Source organism: Candidatus Frackibacter sp. WG13, from assembly GCF_900114655.1.
Lineage (GTDB): Bacteria > Bacillota > Halanaerobiia > Halobacteroidales > Acetohalobiaceae > Frackibacter.
Window position 1 is genome coordinate 1 of sequence record NZ_FOTT01000032.1, and the last position, 22571, is coordinate 22571.

Genomic DNA, 22571 nt, shown 5'->3' on the forward strand with positions numbered 1-22571 from the left:
AAGGAGAGCGAGATGTTGATTGGGTTGATATCGTAGTTTGGAGAAAGCAAGCAGAGAATTGTGCTAATTACTTAGCCAAAGGAAGACAGGTTGCGATAGAGGGGCGATTACAGATCAGAAGTTATGAGACTGACGAAGGACAGCGTCGTAGAGTTACGGAAGTCGTAGCTAATAATGTACAGTTCTTAGATTACGGACAAGGTAATGGCGGCGGTAATAATCAAGGACAGGTGGCTAATGATAATCAGAGCCAAGGCGGTAAAGAGGATATCGATGTGCCGTTTTAATAATGGAAAATAGTTGAGATATAATAATCTACTGGTCTTACAGATTTAATGTAAGGTCAGTAGATTTTAGTTTATAGCTAAATTAAGGGCCAGGAAAGGTTTTAGATATAAAAATATCTTTCCATGATGATAAATTAAATAGCATGGATATTAAAAACTGGTATTAAAAGTATATTTGATACCAATTCTTTAATAAAATTCTAAGAATAATATGGACTTCATTAACTTTTTTACCAAACAGACAAATTTTGTCCTAGGGAGTATGTTATCCTTAATACGAAAAGGAGATGATCATAATGGCAACTTTAACAGCACAGATATTAGTAGGTGGAAGTCACCCAAATCACGGAGGGATTAATCCTAGTCATTATTTATTTTTATCAGAAAATAGTAGGCCTGCTTGGATACTAACTCCAGAGAATATCTTTTCTGAGGATCAAGAACAGGAGAAAATTGTTTGGATTCCTACTTTAGAAAACATGTTAGAAGATGCTTTATTAATGATAGGGATCTATGTATTACAGGATGAAGGGTTATGTGAATTAGCTAGAGAGTACTTTGATGACCTGGAAACAGATCATATAGAACTATATGATGATATTAGTGAAGAAGATCGGAATAAATTATATCAGCAATGTCGAAAGCTAGAGCAGAATTATAAAATTGTGATTACTAGTTTTGACGGAGACCGATTCGGTAATCAACTTAAGGCGTTAGAAGAGTATGATATGGATGTGAGTGTATGTACGCCTAAATATGCTCGGCATTATTCACGGTGGCAGGATGAGGTTAAGGTTAGGGGTTCTTTAGAGTAAACTAAAGCTTTGATATCATTTCCTTATTATGGTTATATTACATACTGATAGAAAGTTTAAAAAGTGTTTTGCCGCAACAATTTTTAAAAATAATAATGTATTAAAACTAATTTATTGCCCAATAATTAAAGGAATATTAAGGGTTTTGTATAATACTATGTAATATAGTTAATTTGGCCAGAAATTTAAAAGGAAGTGAATAGCATGCCTAAACAACTTAAATACAGTACAAGAATCAAATCAACACCGTTTTTATATTTAGAATTAAAGAAAATGGCTAAACTTAAAATTAATAATTCAGATATGACTGATAAGGAACTGAAACAACAAGCAGTAGAAAAAAATCTTTTTCAGGTTAATACAGATAGTCGTAGTAAGACTATTGCTGCGGCTACGATTAGAAGAATGAAAGTATTAGATGATTATTTGCTTGACCGATTATTGAATGGAACTATTGAGACTGGTAAGCAGATAGCTATATACTCGATTTTAAAGACAAATCGTCTCTTTTATGAATTTATGAAAGAGGTTTATTTAGAGAAATACATATTAAAAGATCCTTATTTAGAAGATAAAGATTTTAATATTTTCTTTCAAAATAAAGCTGAACAGAGCGAAAGAGTAGCTGGATGGAGTGATTATACTTATTATAAGTTAAAGCAAGTTATTATCCGTGTTTTATTTGAAGCAGGTTTGATTAAAGATCAGAAGGAGCGTGAAATAGTTAAACCGATTATTAATCAAGAATTAGCTTATCATTTAGAAGATATAGGTGATAAAAACTATTTAGAAGTATTGTTAGGAGGAGTATAGAGTGGCCACTATTCATGAAAGATTAGATGAGATATTACCAAGACTTAAAGAGGATAAGTTCATGGAAGGCAAAGGTTTAGGAAATGAAATCGGTTATTATGTCTTTGATTATGCTTCAGAATATGAATTGTTAGTTAGGGATCATGTGCAGTTTGTAAAAGAGGAGATAAATAATAGTAATCTAGGAGTCAAAATAGTTGAGTTTGATTTATATCAGATTATGTTAGATATATTAGAAGATAAAGGATACTTAGAAAAGACAATTAAGATGGAGCAAAAAGCAGGTAAGGAACGAGTTTTAAGAGCAACTAAGAATGCTCTTAAGTTATTAAATGATAATAATTTGTTGGTAAGGCATATCACAGAACGAGTTGAAGAGGATACTATAGTATTTTTAACTGGAGTAGGAAAGGCTTGGCCGATTATTCGTTCTCATACTGTGCTTAATAATTTACATGCGGCTATAGATCAAGTACCAGTAGTGATGTTCTTTCCAGGAACTTATAATGGATCAGAATTAGTTTTATTTGATGAGATTAAAGATGACAATTATTATCGGGCTTTTCGACTAGTAGAATAAAGGGCAGATAACAATAAAAACCTTTAAATAATATTTTGACACAGACTTACACAGACAAGACACAGACTATTAATAGTTAATAGAATGTAAAGCTTTTAAGTATTGCTATTCATAGCTGATAATATTTTACCAAAGCTAAAGGAGTGAGTTAGATGACTATCTTAAAACAGATGTTTGAAAAAGATATTGGACGCGATATAAAAGGTGTTATTAAGGTTGGTCAGAGTGAAGAAGAGAATATTGAACAGGAATTAGAAGAGTATGTAGTAACTAATGAGTTAGAAGACTATTTTAAAAAGTTTTATAATGCTTATCAGAAAGGGATTAATGGCTTTACAGATAAGATGGGAGTCTGGGTGTCAGGTTTCTTTGGTTCTGGTAAGTCTCACTTTATTAAGATTTTATCTTATTTATTAGAAAACAGAGAAGTACAAGATAAAGAAGCTATTAACTATTTTGATGATAAGATAACTGATCAGGATATATTAAATGCCTTGCAACAGGCTGGTGATGTAAGTACTGATGTAATCTTGTTTAATATAGATTCTAAAAGTGGCTCAGATAGTAAATCTGATAAAGACGCTATTGTAAAGGTCTTTATGAAGGTTTTTAATGATTACTTAGGCTATTGTGGTGATATTCCGTGGTTGGCTGAGCTAGAAAAAACTATGGATGAAGATGGAGTTTATAACGATTTCAAAACTGAATTTGCTAAGATAACTGGTGATAGTTGGGAAAATAGACGCCATGATTTCTATTATGAAGAAGATTCTATTATTGAATCTTTAGCTAAGACTACTAAGATGAGTGAAGAATCAGCTCGCAACTGGTATTATAATGCCGAAAATAATTATAGTTTAAGTGTAGAGAAATTTGCTAAAGAGGTACAAAAATATATTGAAAGTGAAGGAAATGACCACCATGTAGTGTTTTTAGTAGATGAGATTGGCCAGTATATTGGTGATGATACTCAGTTGATGCTTAATCTACAGACTGTTGTTGAGGATTTAGGTATTCATTGTAATGGAAAAGCATGGGTGCTTGTTACTTCACAGCAGGATATTGATTCGATTACGAAGGTGCGAGGTGGAGACTTTTCTAAGATCCAAGGTAGATTTGATACGAGATTAAATTTATCCAGTGCCAATGTAGATGAAGTTATTAGAAAGAGGATCTTACTTAAAAAAGAAGCAACTGAGGATAATTTAAAGCTGTTATATAATGAAAAAGAAGCTATATTAAAAAATTTAATTACCTTTTCTTCGGATACTTCGGAAATGAAAAATTACACTGATGAAAATGATTTTGCTGATATATATCCATTTATTCCTTATCAGTTTGATCTATTGCAGAAAGTGTTTGAAGCTGTTAGAACCCATGGTGCTTCTGGAAAGCATTTATCCGAAGGTGAGAGATCTTTACTTAGTGCCTTCCAAGAGTCAGCATTGCTTTATGCGGATGATGAACTAGGTAGGTTAATACCTTTTTCCGCCTTCTATGAATCAATTAAAACTTTTTTAGATTCAAATATTAGTAGAGTAATTAAGAAAGCACAGTTAAGAGCTAAAGATGATAATTCAATCTTAGAAGAGTATGATGTAGAATTATTGAAGTTATTATTTATGATTAAGTACATAGACGAGGTACCTTGTAATGTTGAAAATATAACTACTTTAATGGTAAGTCAGATTGATGAAGATAAATTAGCTCTTAAGGAGAAGGTGGAAGCATCTTTAAAGAGATTAGTTAGAGAAACTCTTATTCAGAAGAATGGCCCAGAGTATATGTTCTTGACTAATGAGGAACAAGATATTAATCGAGAAATTAAGAATACTGATGTAGATGTTACTGCTATAGTGAAGAATATTGGTGAATATATCTTTGCAGATATCTATCCTGATAAGAAGTATGGTTACTCAACAGAGTATAACTTTGCATTTAACCAAATAATTGATGATCAACATCGTGGTAGACAAAGAGAGGAAATCGGAATTAAAGTTTTAACTCCTTATTCTGATTATGCAATAAAGAGTGAAGAAGAATTTCGTTTAATGTCAGGTAGTGAGGATAATGTAATAGTTAGGTTACCTACTGAGAGCAACTTGTTAGATGAAGTAGAGGAAGCATTACAACTTAGTAGTTACCTTAAGAAGAAAGGTGGAACTTCTAAAACAGAGACAATAGAGGATATAATAACCGCTAAAGGTAGAGAGTTAAGAGAACGACAGACTCGGGTTAAGGAGTTATTAATCGATGACTTAAGTGAAGCAAATATTTATGTTAAAGGTGAAAAACTAGATCTTAAATCGAAAGATCCGGTTAAAAGAATTAATCAAGGGTTTGAATTTTTAATCGAGACTAACTATAAGAAGCTTAATTATATAAAAGAATTTACTAAAAGCACAAGTGAATTAGTTGATAGATTAGAAAGTGAAGAACAGCAGGTCGATTTTGATGGGCAAGCAGCTAATCATTTGGCAGTTGATGAAGTCAGGAGATATATTGAACGGCAGGATGATAGAAATTTGAAGGTGACAATGAAAGGTCTAATTGAGCGGTTTAATAATGCTCCTTATGGATGGAAAGAACTTGATATAGCAGCAATAGTGATTGACTTATTAAAAGCTCAAGAAATAAAGTTGGGATACAATGATGAGAATATAACTGTTGGTCATAGCAAATTGATTAGTTACTTAACTAAGAATAGATATGCTGAAAAGTTAATTGTTAAGCAGAGGATGAAAGTGGAACAGAGATTAATTAATAAGACTAAAAGATTGGCTCGGGAAGTATTTAAGAAGACTTCACTACCCGATGATGAAGATGGATTAATGGATAAATTTCAAAAATTAGCTGGGAATGAGATAATTAGAATTGATAAATTACTAGCCAATTATAATCCCAATCGTAGGTTTGATTATCCAGGACAAGATATATTAAAATCTGGTAAAAGACTACTAAGAGAGTTAATGGATATTCAAGATGCTTATGATTTTTACCAAATGATTAAAGAAGTGGAAGATGACTTATTAGATTATGAAGATGATGTAGAGTATATTAAAGACTTCTTTGAAAACCAAAAGGAGTATTATGACCAGGCCAAAGAGACAGTAAGAATTTATGAAAAAGATCAAGATTATATTGTTAATGAAGATATAATTGATATTATTGATCAAATTAAAGAAATTCTAAGTAAAGAGAAGCCTTATAGTGAGATACGTTTATTAGTTGAGTTAAGAAATGAGTTTAATAATGAATTTGGAAAACTATTAGAAGATGAATCGCAACCGATTAAAGAGTTCATTAATAATAATTATCAGCAAGTTAAGGATGAATTAGCAAAAGTTGATTTTGGTGATGAATTCAATCATAGAATAAAAGTAAAATTTGATAAATTATTAGATGAGTTAGCTCATGCACAAGATTTAACTGATATATTTGCTATGAAGATGAAGAGTAATATATTAAAGGATAAAGCCTTCGAAGAAATTGAAAGTAAGCGACAAGAATTAAAGAAAGAACAAGAAAAGAAGCAAATTGAGCAAGTTAAAGAGGGTACTAAAACAGAAACAGGACAAGGTACTACAGGAAGAACAAAAGTAGATTATGTAATTAAAGAGACAGTCAATATAAATTTAACAGATATAATTCAAGAGGCTAGGGTTTTAGAATCGCACGAAGATATAGAAAAATTCGTAAACAAAATTAAGAGTAAGTTAGAAGATAAGATTAAAGATGATAAGAGAGTAAGAATAAGTTAAAGGTAGATTGTAGAAAGGGTGAGAGGATGAATAGGCATTATCAAAATCTAAAAGCTGTTTATGAACGCTTGCAAAGTGAGGAAGTAGAGTAATGAAATTTGGATTAAAGGAAGAGCAATTACAGTCTATAGTTGAAGTAATAAGGGAGGTAGAAAAGATAGAGAAAGCTAGTATCTTTGGTTCTAGAGCTAGAGGAGATTATGAGAAGACTTCTGATATAGATATAGCGATTTACGCTCCGGAGATTAGTAGTCTGGAATTGAATTTATTACGAGATAAATTAGAGCAACTGGATATTATTTATAAGATTGATGTAGTTGATTTTTTTAATATAAGTAAGCAAGGTCTAATTGATAATATAAAAGAAGAAGGAAAAGTTATATATGAAAAAGCAGATTACAAATTACAGATAAAAGACTACAGTGACCAGGTGAGTGAGAATTAGGATTTGAAAATTGGAGGTGGAGTTTATGGATAAGACAGCAATTAAGAACTTTGCAGTTAAAGCGCGGAATAAACTAATTGAGCAGGTTAAGCAGAGAGCTTTTTATATTGGAATTAAAGAAGATGAGATTGTACAACCACGAGAAGAGAGCAGTGATTCGATCACTATTGGTGAAAGAATCTTAAATAAGAAAGAAGTAGAGCAACGCAAAGAATTAATTCAGCAGATAGAAGAAAAAGGCTATGAGCAGGTAATGGATGAAGTGGCCTATACCTGGTTTAATCGCTTTGTGGCTTTAAGATATATGGAGGTTAATGATTATCTACCAACGGGAGTTAGGGTCTTATCTTCAGTCGATGGTCAACAAGCAGAACCAGATATTATTCGAGAAGCTTTGAATGTGAACTTAGATATTGAAGAAGAAAAGGTCTATCAATATCAAGATAATAATGACACGGAAGGATTGTACAAGTATCTCTTAATTCAGCAGTGTAATTCCTTGCATGAAATTATGCCTTTTATCTTTGAAGAGATAGCAGATTATACAGAGATATTATTACCTGATAATCTTTTAGCTGAAGGCTCAGTGATTAACGAGTTAGTAACTGAAATTGAAGAAGATGATTGGAAAGAAGGAGTCGAGATTATCGGTTGGTTATATCAGTTTTATATTTCTGAGAAGAAGGATGAAGTGATTCAAGCTAAGAAGAAATATAAGAAAGAAGAGATTCCATTTGCTACTCAATTATTTACACCAGATTGGATAGTTAGATATATGGTTCAGAATTCATTAGGTAGATATTGGTTAGAATCTCATCCTGATGAAGAGTTAAAAGAAAAATGGGAGTATTATTTAGAAAATCCTAATCCAGAAGATGATTGGGAAGAGAAACTAGAACCATATATTAATAAAGAGATGAAAGTTGAAGATATTAAAGTTTTTGATCCAGCTTGTGGTAGTGGTCATATTTTGGTCTATGTTTTTGATGTATTGTTTCAGATATATGAACGAGCTGGCTATGTGAAGAGAGAGATTTCAAGAATGATTATTGAGAATAATCTTTATGGATTGGATATTGATGATCGGGCATATCAATTGGCTTGTTTATCAGTTGCAATGAAAGGTAGAGAATACAATAGGAGATTTTTTAAGGATATTAAAAGGAATGGGTTAGAGTTAAATATTGCTTCAATTCAAGAGACTAATAACTTTACCGAAGAGGATATTGTTTATTTAGCAGGGGAAGATGAAGGAGAAAATTATGATAAAACTAAGAAGTTCATTGAACAGTTTAAAGATGCTAAGATTTATGGTTCTTTGATTGATATTGAAGAATTTGATAAAGAATTCTTAGAGAATAGATTAGAAAAGATAAAGGATAGACCAGCAGAAGACTTATTTGAAGCCCAATCTAGGGAGAAGATATTATATTTTTTACCTTATTTGATTAAACAAGCTGAGATAATGAATGACATCTATGATGTGTTGGTGACTAATCCGCCATATATAGGTAGTAGATATATGAATTCTAAATTGAAGAAGTTTATAAGAAATAATTATCCAGATTGTAGACGGGATTTATTTGCAGCATTTGTAAAATATAGTTTTAAGTTTGTTCATAAATCAGGACAATTAGGTTTTATGAGTCCTTTTGTTTGGATGTTTATTTCTTCATATGAGGATTTTAGAACTACTATAGTCGAAGAGAAAACAATAAGTAGTTTGATTCAACTGGAATATTCTGGATTTGCTGAGGCTACAGTACCAATTTGTACTTTTACATTGCGTAATTCTTTTCTTGAACTACCAGGAGAATATGTTAAGTTATCAGATTTTTCAGGAGTTAAAAATCAATCTATAAAAACTTTAGAAGCAGTAAAAAATCCTAGTGTATATTACAGATATACTTCATATAGTAATAAATTTACTAAAATTTCATCTACACCAATAGCTTATTGGGCAAGTGATAAAGTCAGAAATATATTTGAGAAAGGAACTTCTTTATCAAATATTTCTAAACCTAGACAAGGTTTAGCTACAGGGAAAAATAAGAGGTTTTTACGGTTATGGAGCGAAGTCAATATTAATAAGATAGGTTTTGGTTTGAAAAATAAAGTTGAAGCTAAAAAAACTAATTTGACATGGTTTCCATACAATAAAGGTGGAAAATTTAGAAAATGGTATGGAAATAGTGAGTATATTATTAATTGGAAAAATGATGGAGCGGCATTGAAAAAGTTTGAAGGGTCAGTTTTAAGGAATACTGATTTTTATTTTAAACAAGGCATTACTTGGACAGATATAAGCTCAAGTAAATTTGGAGTTAGGTATACACCAGTTGGATATCTATTTGATGTGTCGGGTTCTTCAGTATTTCCATCAGAAGAGGAGTTACATTATATAACAGGACTTTTGTGTTCTAAATTAGCTTATGAATTTTTGGTAATCTTAAATCCAACTATGCATTTTCAGGTAGGTAACATATCTGATTTACCAATAATTAAACCTAAAGATAATGAATTAAAAGAAAAGATAGAAGAATTAGTCCAACAAAACATCCAAATTGCGAAAAACGACTGGGACTCTTTCGAAACCTCATGGAACTTCAAACAACACCCGTTACTAGAACACAAGAACGGAGCAACAAAAATCGAAGAAGCCTTCAATAACTGGGCAGAATTTGCCGAAAACCAATTCTACGAACTAAAAGAAAATGAAGAAGAACTAAACCGAATCTTCATTGATATCTACGGCTTAGAAGATGAGCTTGATCCTGAGGTAGAAGAAAAGGATGTGACAATTAGAAAGGCAGACCGAGAACGGGATATCAAATCCTTTATCTCTTATGCAGTAGGCTGTATGTTAGGGCGATACTCTTTAGATGTCGAAAGATTAGCTTATGCAGGCGGAGAGTTTGATGAAAGCAAGTATCAGACATTTAAGCCTAACGAATCGGGGATTATTCCAATCTGCAAAGATGAATACTTTGAGGATGATATAGTAACTCGTTTTATTGAGTTTTTGAAGGTTACTTTTGGTGAAGAGAATCTAGAAGATAATTTACAGTTTATTGTTGATGCTCTTCCTGGTAGAAGTAAAGATCCACGGGAACGATTAAGAAAGTATTTTCTTACTAAGTCTAGATTCTATAAAGACCATACTAGAAGATATAACAAACGGCCAATCTATTGGTTATTCCAGTCAGATAGTCGAGGTAAGGCCTTTAATGCTTTAATCTATATGCATCGTTATGATAAAGGAACGGTTTCTAAGGTAAGAATAGATTATCTTCATGAGCTACAGAAGAAGTTAGAAGCAGAAAAGAAACGTCTACAAGGAATTATTGATTCGGATATGTCTAGTAGTGATAAAGCTAAGGCAAGAAAGAGATTAGATAGCATAGATAAAGACCTTAAAGAGTTAGTTGAGTATGATAAGAAGCTTAATCATGTTGCTAATCAACAGATAGAGATAGATTTAGATGATGGAGTGAAGGAGAATTATCCTAAGTTTGAGGATGTATTAGCGAAAATTTAAAGAACAGAAAATAGATTGCAGAGAACAGATTACAGTTAAAGTCAAGATCATTAAAACAATTAGACACAGACTTACCCAGACAAAGCACAGACTAAAAGAGGTTAAGATCAAGAGATTCAACCTTAGAAGGACAAAGCAGACTATAGTAAAATTGATTCTATACAAGATTATTTTATGTCTTACTTGTCTTTTAATTTAAGCGAATTTCATGATTAAATTTCAAGCATAATTAATTGATGTAAGCCACTTGAAAATGTAGCAGGCTGGAGTAAAGAAGAATATGATTAAGGCTATTTTTGTGTTTGACCGGAGGAAGTTTAAAAATAGCCCATACTCTTCTTTACGGAGGCCGTTGCGGAATTTTTTGGGCGTCAGCAATTAAGTTATGCAAGAGCTTTAATTTAAAAGTCTATTGTAAGTCTCGTGTCAAACGATTTTTATGTTAATTAAGGAGTTGAAAGTATTGGATTTAGCACAGATTGAAGATGTATTGAAAGAAAAATTTAATAAAGGTTTAACTACTGGTCAGCAGCGTCATATCATCTTCTGGTATGATGAAGAGGAAGAATTTGTTGATGAGATTGATGAACTAGAACTTGATGATGTCAAGGTGTGGAAATTAACAGGGAATAATAATTTTGCTACTAAATATCAACTGGAAGTAGTAGACCAAGAGTCTAATTACCTGGTTTATTCTAGTCAACCTCAACCTGATAAGCGTGAGAATTGGTTATTAGATATCATAAGTTATTCGCAAAGTTTTTCCGCTAATCGTATTACATTGATTATGCAGGATTTTGGATTAGGGGATAACAAGTCTTTACGGCCTGTATTTAAGAAATATAAGCGATTCTTTGATAATAAGAAACGATATGCTAAGTTAAAGAGTTATAATTTAGAAGAATATACAGAAGAAAGATTAGATATAGCCTTCTTATCGGTTCTATGTAACTTAAAAGCTCCTAACTTAGAGAATGCAGTTAAGAAGATCTTAATGGATTCTTTGCATAATGATGAGAATAAATACTTAAGTGAGATTAGAAAGTTTTGTGACGAAGCAACTTTTTGGAATTTAGTAGCAGATAATTATGGTTATTCAGCTGAGGAAAAGAGTTTGCAAGACTTAATGTTATCTTTGGTAATAACTAATTTAGAACATAATTTAACACTAGAGTTACCTACTGCATGGCAAACTTATTTATTAGATAGAGAAAGTAATTCTATTATCTTTGTAGATCATTGGATGAATCATACTACCGATGCTGAGCGTTATGATGAAATAGTTACTCAATTAGGAGAGGAATTGAAGTTAAAAGACTACATTGCAGACTGGGAGTTAAAAGATTACTTACAATGTGATACTTTTAAAATCTTTGATGTAACTATTATTAACAGAATTATAAATAATCTATTAAATGACCTTGATGATTTTGATCGTTATCAAGAAATCATCTCTATTAGAAGAACTAAGCATTGGTATCAAGAGTTTTCTAATGCTTATGAAGCGATCTATTGGGCTATTGAAATCTTTAAAACTCAGAAAATATATAATAAAAGAATTAAACAAGAGCAAGCTAATGATCTATTTAATAGATATATTAAAGAATATCACTTAACAGATAAGGCTTATCGTAAATTTTATGCTGCTTATGACAATTTAGAAAATAAAGATTTAATACTTGATTTGCAAGAAAGAATAGAAAATTTATATACCAATTGGTATCTTCCAGAGTTATCTAAAAAATGGTCTAATAGTATAGAGCAAGAACTGACCGATTCTTGGATGCTCAGTGATTTAAATCAACAACAGGATTTTTATCAAGACTTTATTAAGCAGATTGTAGATAATAAAGGCGATCGGGTTTTTGTAATTATTTCTGATGCTTTACGTTATGAAGCAGCAGCGGAGTTTAGTGCTCGTCTTAATGCTGAAGTTAAAGGTGCAACACAGCTTTATGCTATGCAAGGAAGTCTCCCTTCTTATACTAAGTTAGGTATGGCTAGTCTGTTACCTAACCAAGAGATTAAGTTTGCTGATAATGGTGATATAGTGGTAGATGGGATTAGCTCGAAAGGAAGTAAGAATCGAGAAAAGATTTTATCTAGTTATGAAGAGGAGTCAGTAATACTTAATTATGAGCAAGTAAGTCAAATGAAGCGTAGTGAATTACGAGATGCTTGTAAAGGGAAAAAATTAGTTTATATCTATCATAATGCAATTGATGCTAAAGGTGATCATGCTACTACTGAAAATGAGGTATTTACAGCAGTAGAGCAGACTTTTGAAGAACTTGATTCTTTAGTGAAGACACTTAAACATGGATTAAGTGCAGCTCATATCTACATTACAGCAGATCATGGTTTCATTTATCAAAGGAGTCCTCTAGAAGTTAGTGATAAAACCGACAAGGTTAAGGATGATATTATAGAGACTAAAAGAAGAGTAATGATTAGTAATAGAGAAGTTGATTTAATTGGAACTTTATCTATTGATTTAGATTATATCTATGGTGAAGATAGCAACTTAAGAGCGATTGTACCGCGGGGAGTTAATCGGTTTGTATTACAAGGCCCTGGTCAGAATTTTGTACACGGTGGGGCTTCATTACAAGAAATAGCTATTCCAGTTATTAAATTTAAGAATGATAGGAGTAAAGATAGTAAGAATGAAGCTAAAAAGGTAGATCTTAAGTTAACTAATATTTCTCGTAAGATAACTAATAATGTATTCCATCTTGAGTTCTTCCAAACGGAAAAGATTCAGGATAAGGTAGTACCACGCCGATTAAAGCTATATTTTGAAGATGAAGCAGGCGATAAGATATCTAATGAGAATATTATTATAGCTGATAGAGAGTCTGATAATCCTGAAGAAAGAAGTTTTAAAGAGAAGTTTACTTTGAAGGGTCTGGAATATAGGAGAGATGAGGATTATTATTTGATTTTAGTGAGTGAAGAGACTGGGGAAGTGTATGAAAAGATTAGGTATAAGATTAATTTATTGTAGATGATGGTATTTAATTTAAATTGAGAGGAATCTGATAAAAATTCTGGATTTTAATCCAGAATTTTTATTTTATATGCAAGGAAACAACCTATTACATCTAGAAATGTAATAATGGTACATATTTTCTAATGATTTATTAATAGGATAAATACAAATAAAAAGAGGTGTTAATCATGACAGGTACTGGACTTTTTATAACAATCTTTATTATTGCAATTATTTTTTCTGCAATCAAAAGTTACAGGTATTCAAATGAAAATTTAAAAGATGTTACAAGCGAAGTAGATAAGTTAATAGATGAAATTGAAGAAATAAATATTAGGTCAGTTAGTAATTTAGAGGTTATTAATAACTTAATTAAGCAAGAAGGCTCTTTATTAAAGGAGGACTGGAATAATTATTATTTTGTAATTAAAAACCAAACTGATGTCGATAAACTTTTGGATCCGAATTATTATTTGGGGGAAAGAAAGTTAATAAATAAGTATTCAAAAAGAGATATTGCTAATGCTATGCCTAGTGTATTAACTGGCTTGGGGATTTTTGGAACATTTTTGGGATTGGTTATTGGGTTATTTCAAATAGATAATTTAGGAGCAGTACAATTAAAAGAAGAAATCCCTTATTTAATTGGAGGAATGAAGATTTCTTTTCTTTCTTCTTTAACAGCAATAGCTTGCTCATTAATATGGACTTGGTTTGATAAAAATTTATTAGATAAAACTGAAAGAAAGATTAAAAAATTAAATGATAGATTACATAGAGTTTTACCAGTTAGGATTGAAAGTAACTTATTAGATGAAATAATTGATAATCAAGAGGAACAAATCCAAACTACTAAAGAATTTGTAAGTGATACATTGATTCCAGAATTGGTTAATGGAATGCAAGAAGCAGTAGATAAATCTCTAGCTCCTTCTATTAATAAAATGGATTCAAATATAGATAAATTTGTGCGTGAATCAGCTGAGAGTAGGAACGATTTAGTTTCTGGTGTAGAATCAATTATTAACGATACAATCTCTCCACAAATTTCTGAAATGCATGAGATCATGGATAAATTAGTTAATGTTTCTGTTGATAAACAAGCTGAGAGTATAGATAAGATGGTCGGTAAATTTATGGATAGCTTTAATGATGCTTTTGATCATCAATTTGAAGCTTTAAGAGATACTTTAGAGGGAGTAATCGAATGGCAGAAGAGTACTAGAGAAGAAATGGAAAAATTAATTGACACAGTTGCACAGAGTGCAAAGCGACAGGATCAAGTATTAGATTCAACAGAAAATTTATTAGAAAATGTTCGAGGATATGTTGATGAATTTGATAATTTAAATAAAAATCTAAATGGAAATATTACTAAATTAAATGAAGTAGGCTCTCAATTATCAAGTTTAGAAGAACAGACTAGTCAAAAATTACAGACTTTAATTGAAAGTCAAGAAGAATTTGAAGAAGTTAAGAAAGAACAGATCAATAATATGGTCCAACAGTTAGATAATATTAATGCTTATTGGGTTTCTATTAGAGATAACTTTAATCAATTAAATAATAATTTAACTGGAGCTATGGAACAATTTGCGGAGAATACTCACCAAGGTTTAGAAAGGACATTTCAAAGCTTTGATAATAATCTAGCAGAGATAGCTAATCGATTAGGAGTAACTATTAATGAAGTTAATGATATGGTAGAAGAAATTCCAAATACATTTGCACAGTTAGCTAATCTAATTGAAGAGTTTAGTTTAGAAAGACAAGAGGTACTAGAGAGAATTGAAAATCAAAAGAATTTAATGGATGCGGAATTTAAAGAAATTAATACTAGTTTAAAAGAGTTAGAAGAAGATGACTACGAAAAAGTAAAAGAGATATTATATGAACAGTTAAAGGATAAGTTTTCTAAGGAAGACATAGATGAATTACAAATTGAACTATCAGATATTAAAAATTTAATTGAAGAAGATATAAAAGAACTATCTAATAAAATAAAGAAAGAGAATAAAGATAGTGATATTAAATTTAAAAAGATTTTAACTCAAGTAAAAGAAGAAATAGTAGATGAAATAGCTGCAAAATTAGAGGAAGATAATGTGAAAGATAAAACTGATGATAACGGTGGATTATTTTCTAGATTTGGGAGAGGGTAAGAATGAACGTGTTCAGAAGAGATTTAAGTAGAGAGGATAAAGAAGAGAAACCAAATTTTTGGATTTCATATGCTGATATTATGGCTGGTTTACTCTTAATGTTTATTCTATTACTAATGGTCGTTATCTTCGATTATAAAGATACACTAGCCCAAAAGAAGTCAGAGATTAAGAAACAAAAAGTGAAAATTGAGCAGAAACAAAATAAAATAGAACAGATGTTAGGAGTTCGCAAGGACATAATTGAAGCTTTAAAAACGAAATTCGAAAATACTAATTTAAAGTTAGAAATAGATTCGCAAACAGGAGCTATTCGAATTCCTGGGGAAGTCTTTTTTCAAATTGATAGTGTAAAAGTTAGCCAAGAAGGGGTTGGAAATTTAGCTAAGTTTGTACCTAGTTATATTGAAGTTCTATTGAATGATAATTTTAGAAAGTATCTATCTCAAATTATTGTAGAAGGACATACAGATGATCAAGGAAGTTATATGTATAATCTTGAACTCTCTCAGGGGCGCGCATTGGAAGTGGTAAAGCAAATTTATAAAGAGGATTTTGTTAATGAAGATTATAAAAAGCTTTTAAGGGACTATCTAACAGCTAATGGGCGTTCTTATAGTCAACCAATTTTAAATGAAGATGGTAATATTGACCGAAAAAGATCAAGAAGAGTAGAATTTAAATTTATATTAAAAGATGAACAGATGATTAAAGAGTTACAAAAAACTTTGGAGGAATGATTTAATTGCGAAAATTCAACTTTACATTTACTCCTCAAAAATTGACAGAGAGTAATAAAGAGATCAAACGAACATTTCCTTCGGCTGACCAATTAGGAAAAGAGAGAAAGAAAAAGTATGAAAACCTTGATCTTGAGCAATTATTAGAGAGAATTAGTAAAATTGAAGAAGATAAGGTTAAAGAATTTGCTAGTGGTTTAAAAAATCGTGATATATATGCTTTAGCTTATAATTTTAATAATATTTCTAAAGAATTAATGTATAAGGTGAAAGAAATTTTAGTTTGTAGGTTTAAAAAAAATATAGTTAAAATAATGTGGAATAACTTTACTAAAGATCATGAAAATCAATATATCACTTCTTTCTTTAAAGAGAAACTAGGTATAATTAATAGATTGAAATTTAGAGGTTCACTATATAATTTATTAGTTGATCTTTTTAGTAATGATTCACCAGTTAAAGGAATAGTAGATCAAATAATTTCTTTAAGGTTAAATTATGAAGAATGGCTTAACCGATTTCATTTAAAGCGAGAGAGTAAGTTAGCGCAGGCGGTTATTAGCAATCTATTCATTCAACCTAATATAGATATTTTCAAACAAGAAGATAATAAGTTATTAGTAAAGCTTTTTTCTTATTTGAATGGTAATTCTTTCAGCAAAATTACTGAAAATTATTTAGAGTTATTCAGTGTAGAAGAATTTGAAGAAGAGTTAATGGACTTATTTAAAGATAAAATGGGAGACCCAGTAGAAGAGTATAGTGTTACATGGCAGAATGTTAGTGATATTGCTTATGCTAGAGCAAAGCAATGGTTTAATAATAAAGAGATGGAAGAGTTTTTTATTAATATTGAAGCGGATGACGAAGAGGGTAGAAGGAGATTCAATTATTGGAAAAAATATTTAGATACTGTAGAGAAAGTTAAATATATTCGTGAAGAGTTACAGTTGTTTTTAATATTTAAAGATATTGTTGTTATTGAGTTTGGAGAAATAAATAATTCTATTTTCATTTATGATAGAAATTACTTTGAAAATAACCTTATTAAATATACAGTTGAGAATAATAAAGCTGATAATAAAAAGTTTAAGGATACATCAAAGTGTATTGATTGGATTAGACATAATTCTTCATGGGAAATAAAAACTGATTCCATAATTCAAGATTTGATCAAGTGAGGTGAAAATAGGTGCTTAATTGGTTAAAGAATAAGTTAAGTAGTAATGAGCCAGATATTATAGTTAAGCGTGAGCTTATTGAAGATGGAATTAAATTTGCTGTTTATAAAGAAGATGATAATGGTCGAGAAAGATTAAATTTTCCAATTACTTATACTAAATATTTTAATTTAAAGAACTTAGTTAAAAAAGATTTTTATTTATCTTTACAAGTCTTAGAAGATTTATGGCATGGCGGTCAATTGAAAGAAAGTGAAGATAATAGCTATTTTATTTCAGTAGATAATATTTATGAGTTTGAAGATGAATTAATTAAGTTATTAGGCTTTGACAATGATGAAGATTTACAACTTAAAATAAACTCTAATTTAGCAGTTGGGTCTAATAGTTTTTCTTTAAGTTATAAATTATATCATCCAGAGCACGGGTATATTAGTAACTTTCATGATAGACAAGGTAACTTCTATCCTATTAATAATAAAAGAGCGATATTATTAAATAAGGATTTAGTGAAATTGCTTAAGTTAATTGAAAATCCTCCAGTGAGACGTAGTGAACATCCTCCTTATGTAGCTAAAGTTAAGTCTTTAGCTAAAAAATTAGGAGCGGAATTTGATGACTATTTAAAAAATGAAGAGTACTACTTTCCTGAGGAAATAGATGTGGAAGTTGAAGAGAAAGCAATAGATCACTTACAATTAAAACCTAGATTTAATGATTTAGATGAAACTTTAAATCATGAAGCAACTAAATCTTTGGAGAATGATAGTAGTTATGGTATTAAGAAAGATAGGAGTGGAAGAAATAGAAGAATATTTTTTGAAGATGAAACTAAGAAAGATTATAAGCAGATAAAAGATAATGAAGATATTAAAGGAGCAGATGTTCCTAAATTAATTAATAATCCAACTTCTGTTTTACCGGAATCAGTAGATTTAGAGCGATTTAGTGATCGAGTGAAAGGATTAAGAGAGAGAGTTTATGAGGCTCAGCCTTATGTTCGTGGTAAAAACTCTGATGATATGAATTGGTTTGAGTTAGATATAGGTGTGGATTTAAAAAATGAAGTTCAAGACACTGAGGATGACTCTAAAGACACCAAAGAGGAGACTTTGGAACTTGATGAATTTAATAGATTGGTAAAAGAAGCAAAAGAAGAAGGAGAAGATTATGTATTATGGGAAAACAAATGGGTCAAGATTCCTGATGAAAGTGAAGAATTTATCAATGCTACTAAAGAAGTAGAAGAGATTAAGAAAGATGACAAAGTTAGTAATGATAAGTTACCTTATATTTTTGATATTTATGAAAATGTAGATAGGTTAGAGTATAACCTTGAATTATTGAGACATAAAGAAAAATTACGTGAAGCGGGAGCTTTAACTTATGAACGTCCTTCTTTATTAGATGATGAATATGAGTTATATTCTTATCAAAAACAAGGCTATGTTTGGTTAAATCGCTTAAAATTAGCTTCATTAGGAGGATTATTAGCTGATGATATGGGACTTGGAAAGACTCTTCAGGTTATAGCGTTAATGGCTCAGCTAAAAGAGATAGATAAATTAACTCCTTCTTTAGTAGTTGCTCCTGCTAGTCTATTAGTGAACTGGAAAGAAGAAGTTAAGAAGTTTTGTCCGGTTATTAATGATATTTATATTCATCGTGGCTCTAATCGATGTAAGGATAGTGAAGTAATTAAAAAATCTGAAATAGTACTTACTACCTATCAAACATTAGTAAGAGATCAAGTTATTCTAGGAGAAGTTGATTGGCAAGTCGTTGTTTGTGACGAGGTTCAACATATTAAGAATAAATCTACTCTAGCTACCCATGCGGTAAAAGCTCAAAAAGCTAAAATTAGATTAGCTTTAACAGGAACTCCTATTGAAAATGGTCTTAGCGATCTATGGTCAATAGTAGACTATATTCAACCAGGATTATTAAATAGTTATAAAGTATTTAAAGAAGAATTTGTAGAGCCAATTGAAGAGGCAACTAGTCAAGAAGAATTTGAAATGTATGAGAAGGAGCTTAAGTCTAAAATAAAACCAGTTTATTTACGAAGAACAAAAGAAGGGGAACTAAAAGATGAGTTGCCTGGTAAGTATAAACGAGAACAAAAAATAGAAATGAGTTCAAAACAAGAAATGCTCTATAATCAAATAATTATTCAACAAAAAGAGAGTGAAAGTCGGAACCATCTTGCTACATTACAAAAGTTATTAAATCTATGTTCCCATCCAGGTTTAGTTGAAAAGAATTGGGAAGAGAAAACTGTTGAGCAATTAATTAAAGAAGGTCCCAAGCTTAAGAAGGTAATAGAAATCCTAAGTGAGATTAAAAATAATGGTGAAAAAGCTTTAATTTTTACTATCTACAGAAATATGCAATACATTCTTCAACGGGTAATTAGAGAAAAGTTTAATTTAAATACGATCCCGATTGTCAATGGAAAAAGTAAGAGACGAGTTGAAACTGTTAATAAATTTAATGATAGTCTTGGTTTTGGTTGTATGATTCTCTCTCCACGAGCAGCAGGGACTGGTTTAAATATTACTGGAGCTAATCATGTTATTCATTATACTCGTTGGTGGAATCCAGCTGTAGAGCAGCAGGCTACTGATAGAGCTTATAGGATTGGCCAAGAGAAAGATGTACATATCTACTATCCAATTGTTTCATCTTCTAAATTTGAAACAGTAGAAGAGAAATTAAATAGATTATTACAAGAAAAAGAAGGTTTAGCTAAGAGTATTATTGTGTCTAATAAACAGTTAGAGAATGAAATTAAAGATGAGCTTTATAGCGATGAGCTTTATAGCGTTGTTCAGTGAAAGAATTAATATAATAATTATTAATTACTCCTTCGGATTATAGGTAGAAGGAATGAAATAAGAAAATAATGATTATTATTCTATAAACAGAAAGCAATAAAACTAATCAATGCTAAATAAGACAAGGGTAGTTCTTTTAACTTGAAATTTAAAAGACTGAAGGTTAAAAATAGCAAATCTGTAAAATGAAAGGCAATAGAATTTTATCTTGGATTAAATGAATACGATTAACTTCTCCTTGTATGCTGAGGAGGAGTTTATTTTTTACAACCACAAGTAAATCATTTACTATTAAGGTGAGAATAGTAATTTTAGATTAAAAGAAAGTAGGGGTTAAGTTGAAAAGAAAGATATTAATTTTGGTAATTCTATTAAGTTTAATGTTGTTGCTTATAGGTTGTGAGCAGAAGTCAGAAGCAAACGAGAAGAAATTACTTAAATTTTTAGATAATTTGCAAGGTGTAGAATATGAAATAAGAGATTATGTAGATGATTTTGAAGGATATCAGGTTGATAAGGATAATTTTACTCAAGAATTTTATAATGATTTTTTAAAGGGAAGGGTAAAATTTGTAGTTCCAAAGTATAGGACAGATGATATTGATGATTCTAGACTTCAAGAGTATTTAAGTAAATATCCAAAGTTTAAATTTGGAAGAGGTCAGATTATAGGGGATGAGGAAGATTTTATAATTGTAAATAAAAAATATCCTCATTATAATTTTAAATTTTATCAATTAGATTTTGATAATGATAACGCAAATGGTTTAGAGGATATATTTTATAGTGGTGGCTACTGGAATGATGAAGAAGATGGTTACTCTTCTTATGTTATTTTAAATAAAAAAAATACTGATATAATTAATCCCTATGCAGATACTAAGGCTTCGATGGGAGGAGTACTTGTTCAACCTGAATATGAGGGCAAAGATAAAAAAAGAACCAAGGATTATACAGGAATAATTAGATATAGGGATAGATATTATATTTATGAAGTTTGGGATTGGGATACAATGGTTATTATAAAATTTTATACGTGGAATAAAAAAACAAAAAAATGTTTAACATTTCTTAAATATACAATAGATTTGGAGGTGAATTAAAATGAGTAATGAAGATAAGCAATTAATTATTAGTACTGATGATTTATATACATATGTGAAAGAAGTCGAAGAAGGAGGCAAATATAAGGCTAATATATATTCATGTAGCTCAGGTGTCCCTACTATTGGGGTAGGTTTTGCTTTGCTTATTGAAGATAGTCAGACTAATATTTGGAGTATTAAAGAAAATCTTTTTTCTAATAATGGTATTTTTGAAAAAGCAGGAGTGACCTTACCAAATAAGAGTGATATAAGAAAAATAAAAAATGTGTTAGATAATGTGATAAGTGAATTAAATAAGAATGATATAGACGCAGCAAAAAAATTAGTTAAAGATAATGCAACTATTTTAAATAAATTAACAATAACAGAGAACCAAGCAAAGGAATTATTTAAAATAACACAAGCTGAGTATGAAAATTATTTAATAAATAGAATTATTTTAGAAGCTAAAGTAAGCAAGGATAAAGCAAAGCAAATTATTAGATCCTTATCAACTGATGAACAAATAGCTATATTTTCATCTGTTTATAATGCAATTACTTTAATAGGGGTTGGATTAAGTAATGCTTTAAAAAATTATACTAAGGATGGAGTTAGTGAAAAAGATAAAGCTTATTATAAAACAAAAACTTGGTACGAGATTAGATATAACTCTCATAAGACAGGATGGAAATATATTAATAAAGAAGAAAGTGAAAAAGGCGAAGGTGATGATGGTTTAGCTAATAGACGCTATAAAGATTCTTTAAAATTTGGTTTATATGGCTTGTGTAATGGTAAGCAGAAAAATTTAAGTCAGGATATTAAAGATGGAATATTAAAGTTTTTAAATAGTAATAATGGTAGAAGTAATGAAAAGGTTACGGAAACAATTAAAAAATACGAAAAAGAATTTAATCCTTCTAATAGTGATTTAGGAAATAAAAGACAAAATGATATTGAGAAGATATTAGAGACTTTAGAAGAAATAAATGACGATCCAGTAGAACAAATTAAAGTCGAAGCTAAAGAGAAAGGTAGAAAATTAGATAATGTAACCGAAGCATTCTTAAAAAAGTATGATGAGAAGTATGGATTAGTCTTAGATAAAGAAAGACTAATTTATAATAATATAATCAAGATTGAAGAGCATACTGACCTGCTCATATTTCCCTTAATGGATAGGTTAGTAGTTAGTATGGAAAGGGAAGCAGAAAAAGCAAAAGGTAGTGATGGTGAGTTATATAAGTCGATTAAGAAGTTTATCAATAGATGCAAAGAGACTTTAGAAGAAGTGATCAATGACTTAGGAGGATATAAGCGAACTGCTTATAA

Annotated in this window: 14 protein-coding genes; all 14 read left to right on the top strand. The window is 30.3% G+C overall.

Annotated features, from left to right (window positions below; all coding sequences use genetic code 11):
* Positions 1-287: single-stranded DNA-binding protein (locus BM077_RS12845; RefSeq protein WP_143079007.1), on the top strand; the 287-nt coding region annotated here is incomplete at its 5' end.
* A gap of 296 nt (positions 288-583) precedes the next feature.
* Positions 584-1102, top strand: a complete 519-nt coding sequence (locus tag BM077_RS12850) for a hypothetical protein (RefSeq protein ID WP_090095295.1) — start codon at positions 584-586, stop codon at positions 1100-1102.
* A gap of 204 nt (positions 1103-1306) precedes the next feature.
* Complete coding sequence (locus BM077_RS12855) at positions 1307-1915, top strand: DUF1819 family protein (protein ID WP_089751019.1); 609 nt, start codon at positions 1307-1309, stop codon at positions 1913-1915.
* 1 nt (position 1916) lies between these two features.
* Positions 1917-2495 carry a DUF1788 domain-containing protein gene (locus BM077_RS12860; protein ID WP_090003564.1) on the top strand — a complete coding sequence of 193 codons (579 nt, stop codon included), beginning with the start codon at positions 1917-1919 and terminating at the stop codon, positions 2493-2495.
* Between the two features lie 152 nt (positions 2496-2647).
* On the top strand, positions 2648-6256 hold the full coding sequence (gene brxC / locus BM077_RS12865) for a BREX system P-loop protein BrxC (protein ID WP_089751015.1): 3609 nt from the start codon (positions 2648-2650) through the stop codon (positions 6254-6256).
* 91 nt (positions 6257-6347) lie between these two features.
* A complete protein-coding gene (locus BM077_RS12870; RefSeq protein ID WP_089751012.1) occupies positions 6348-6701 on the top strand; it encodes a nucleotidyltransferase domain-containing protein in 354 nt (117 codons plus the stop codon).
* A 25-nt stretch (positions 6702-6726) separates the two neighbouring features.
* A complete protein-coding gene (pglX, locus tag BM077_RS12875; protein WP_089751010.1) occupies positions 6727-10239 on the top strand; it encodes a BREX-1 system adenine-specific DNA-methyltransferase PglX in 3513 nt (1170 codons plus the stop codon).
* Between the two features lie 463 nt (positions 10240-10702).
* On the top strand, positions 10703-13246 hold the full coding sequence (gene pglZ, locus BM077_RS12880; protein WP_090095297.1) for a BREX-1 system phosphatase PglZ type A: 2544 nt from the start codon (positions 10703-10705) through the stop codon (positions 13244-13246).
* A 173-nt stretch (positions 13247-13419) separates the two neighbouring features.
* The gene (locus tag BM077_RS12885; RefSeq protein ID WP_089751006.1) at positions 13420-15393 is read left to right on the top strand and encodes a hypothetical protein; all 1974 of its coding nucleotides are present in this window, start codon (positions 13420-13422) and stop codon (positions 15391-15393) included.
* Positions 15394-15395: 2 nt separating this feature from the next.
* Positions 15396-16133, top strand: a complete 738-nt coding sequence (locus tag BM077_RS12890) for an OmpA family protein (protein ID WP_089751004.1) — start codon at positions 15396-15398, stop codon at positions 16131-16133.
* A gap of 5 nt (positions 16134-16138) precedes the next feature.
* The gene (locus BM077_RS12895; protein ID WP_089751002.1) at positions 16139-17314 is read left to right on the top strand and encodes an EH signature domain-containing protein; all 1176 of its coding nucleotides are present in this window, start codon (positions 16139-16141) and stop codon (positions 17312-17314) included.
* Positions 17315-17325: 11 nt separating this feature from the next.
* Positions 17326-20151 carry a DEAD/DEAH box helicase gene (locus tag BM077_RS12900; RefSeq protein WP_089751000.1) on the top strand — a complete coding sequence of 942 codons (2826 nt, stop codon included), beginning with the start codon at positions 17326-17328 and terminating at the stop codon, positions 20149-20151.
* A gap of 338 nt (positions 20152-20489) precedes the next feature.
* Complete coding sequence (locus tag BM077_RS12905; protein ID WP_089750998.1) at positions 20490-21254, top strand: hypothetical protein; 765 nt, start codon at positions 20490-20492, stop codon at positions 21252-21254.
* A gap of 1 nt (position 21255) precedes the next feature.
* The coding region (locus tag BM077_RS12910) for a hypothetical protein (RefSeq protein WP_143079008.1) at positions 21256-22571 on the top strand (1316 nt) is incomplete at its 3' end.

What these genes read in the sequence shown, in the direction of transcription:
- BM077_RS12885 (WP_089751006.1), top strand. Translation starts at nt 13,420, where the DNA reads ATGACAGGTACTGGACTTTTTATAACAATCTTTATTATTGCAATTATT.
- pglX (WP_089751010.1), top strand. Translation starts at nt 6,727, where the DNA reads ATGGATAAGACAGCAATTAAGAACTTTGCAGTTAAAGCGCGGAATAAA.
- BM077_RS12850 (WP_090095295.1), top strand. Translation starts at nt 584, where the DNA reads ATGGCAACTTTAACAGCACAGATATTAGTAGGTGGAAGTCACCCAAAT.
- BM077_RS12870 (WP_089751012.1), top strand. Translation starts at nt 6,348, where the DNA reads ATGAAATTTGGATTAAAGGAAGAGCAATTACAGTCTATAGTTGAAGTA.
- BM077_RS12890 (WP_089751004.1), top strand. Translation starts at nt 15,396, where the DNA reads ATGAACGTGTTCAGAAGAGATTTAAGTAGAGAGGATAAAGAAGAGAAA.
- BM077_RS12855 (WP_089751019.1), top strand. Translation starts at nt 1,307, where the DNA reads ATGCCTAAACAACTTAAATACAGTACAAGAATCAAATCAACACCGTTT.
- brxC (WP_089751015.1), top strand. Translation starts at nt 2,648, where the DNA reads ATGACTATCTTAAAACAGATGTTTGAAAAAGATATTGGACGCGATATA.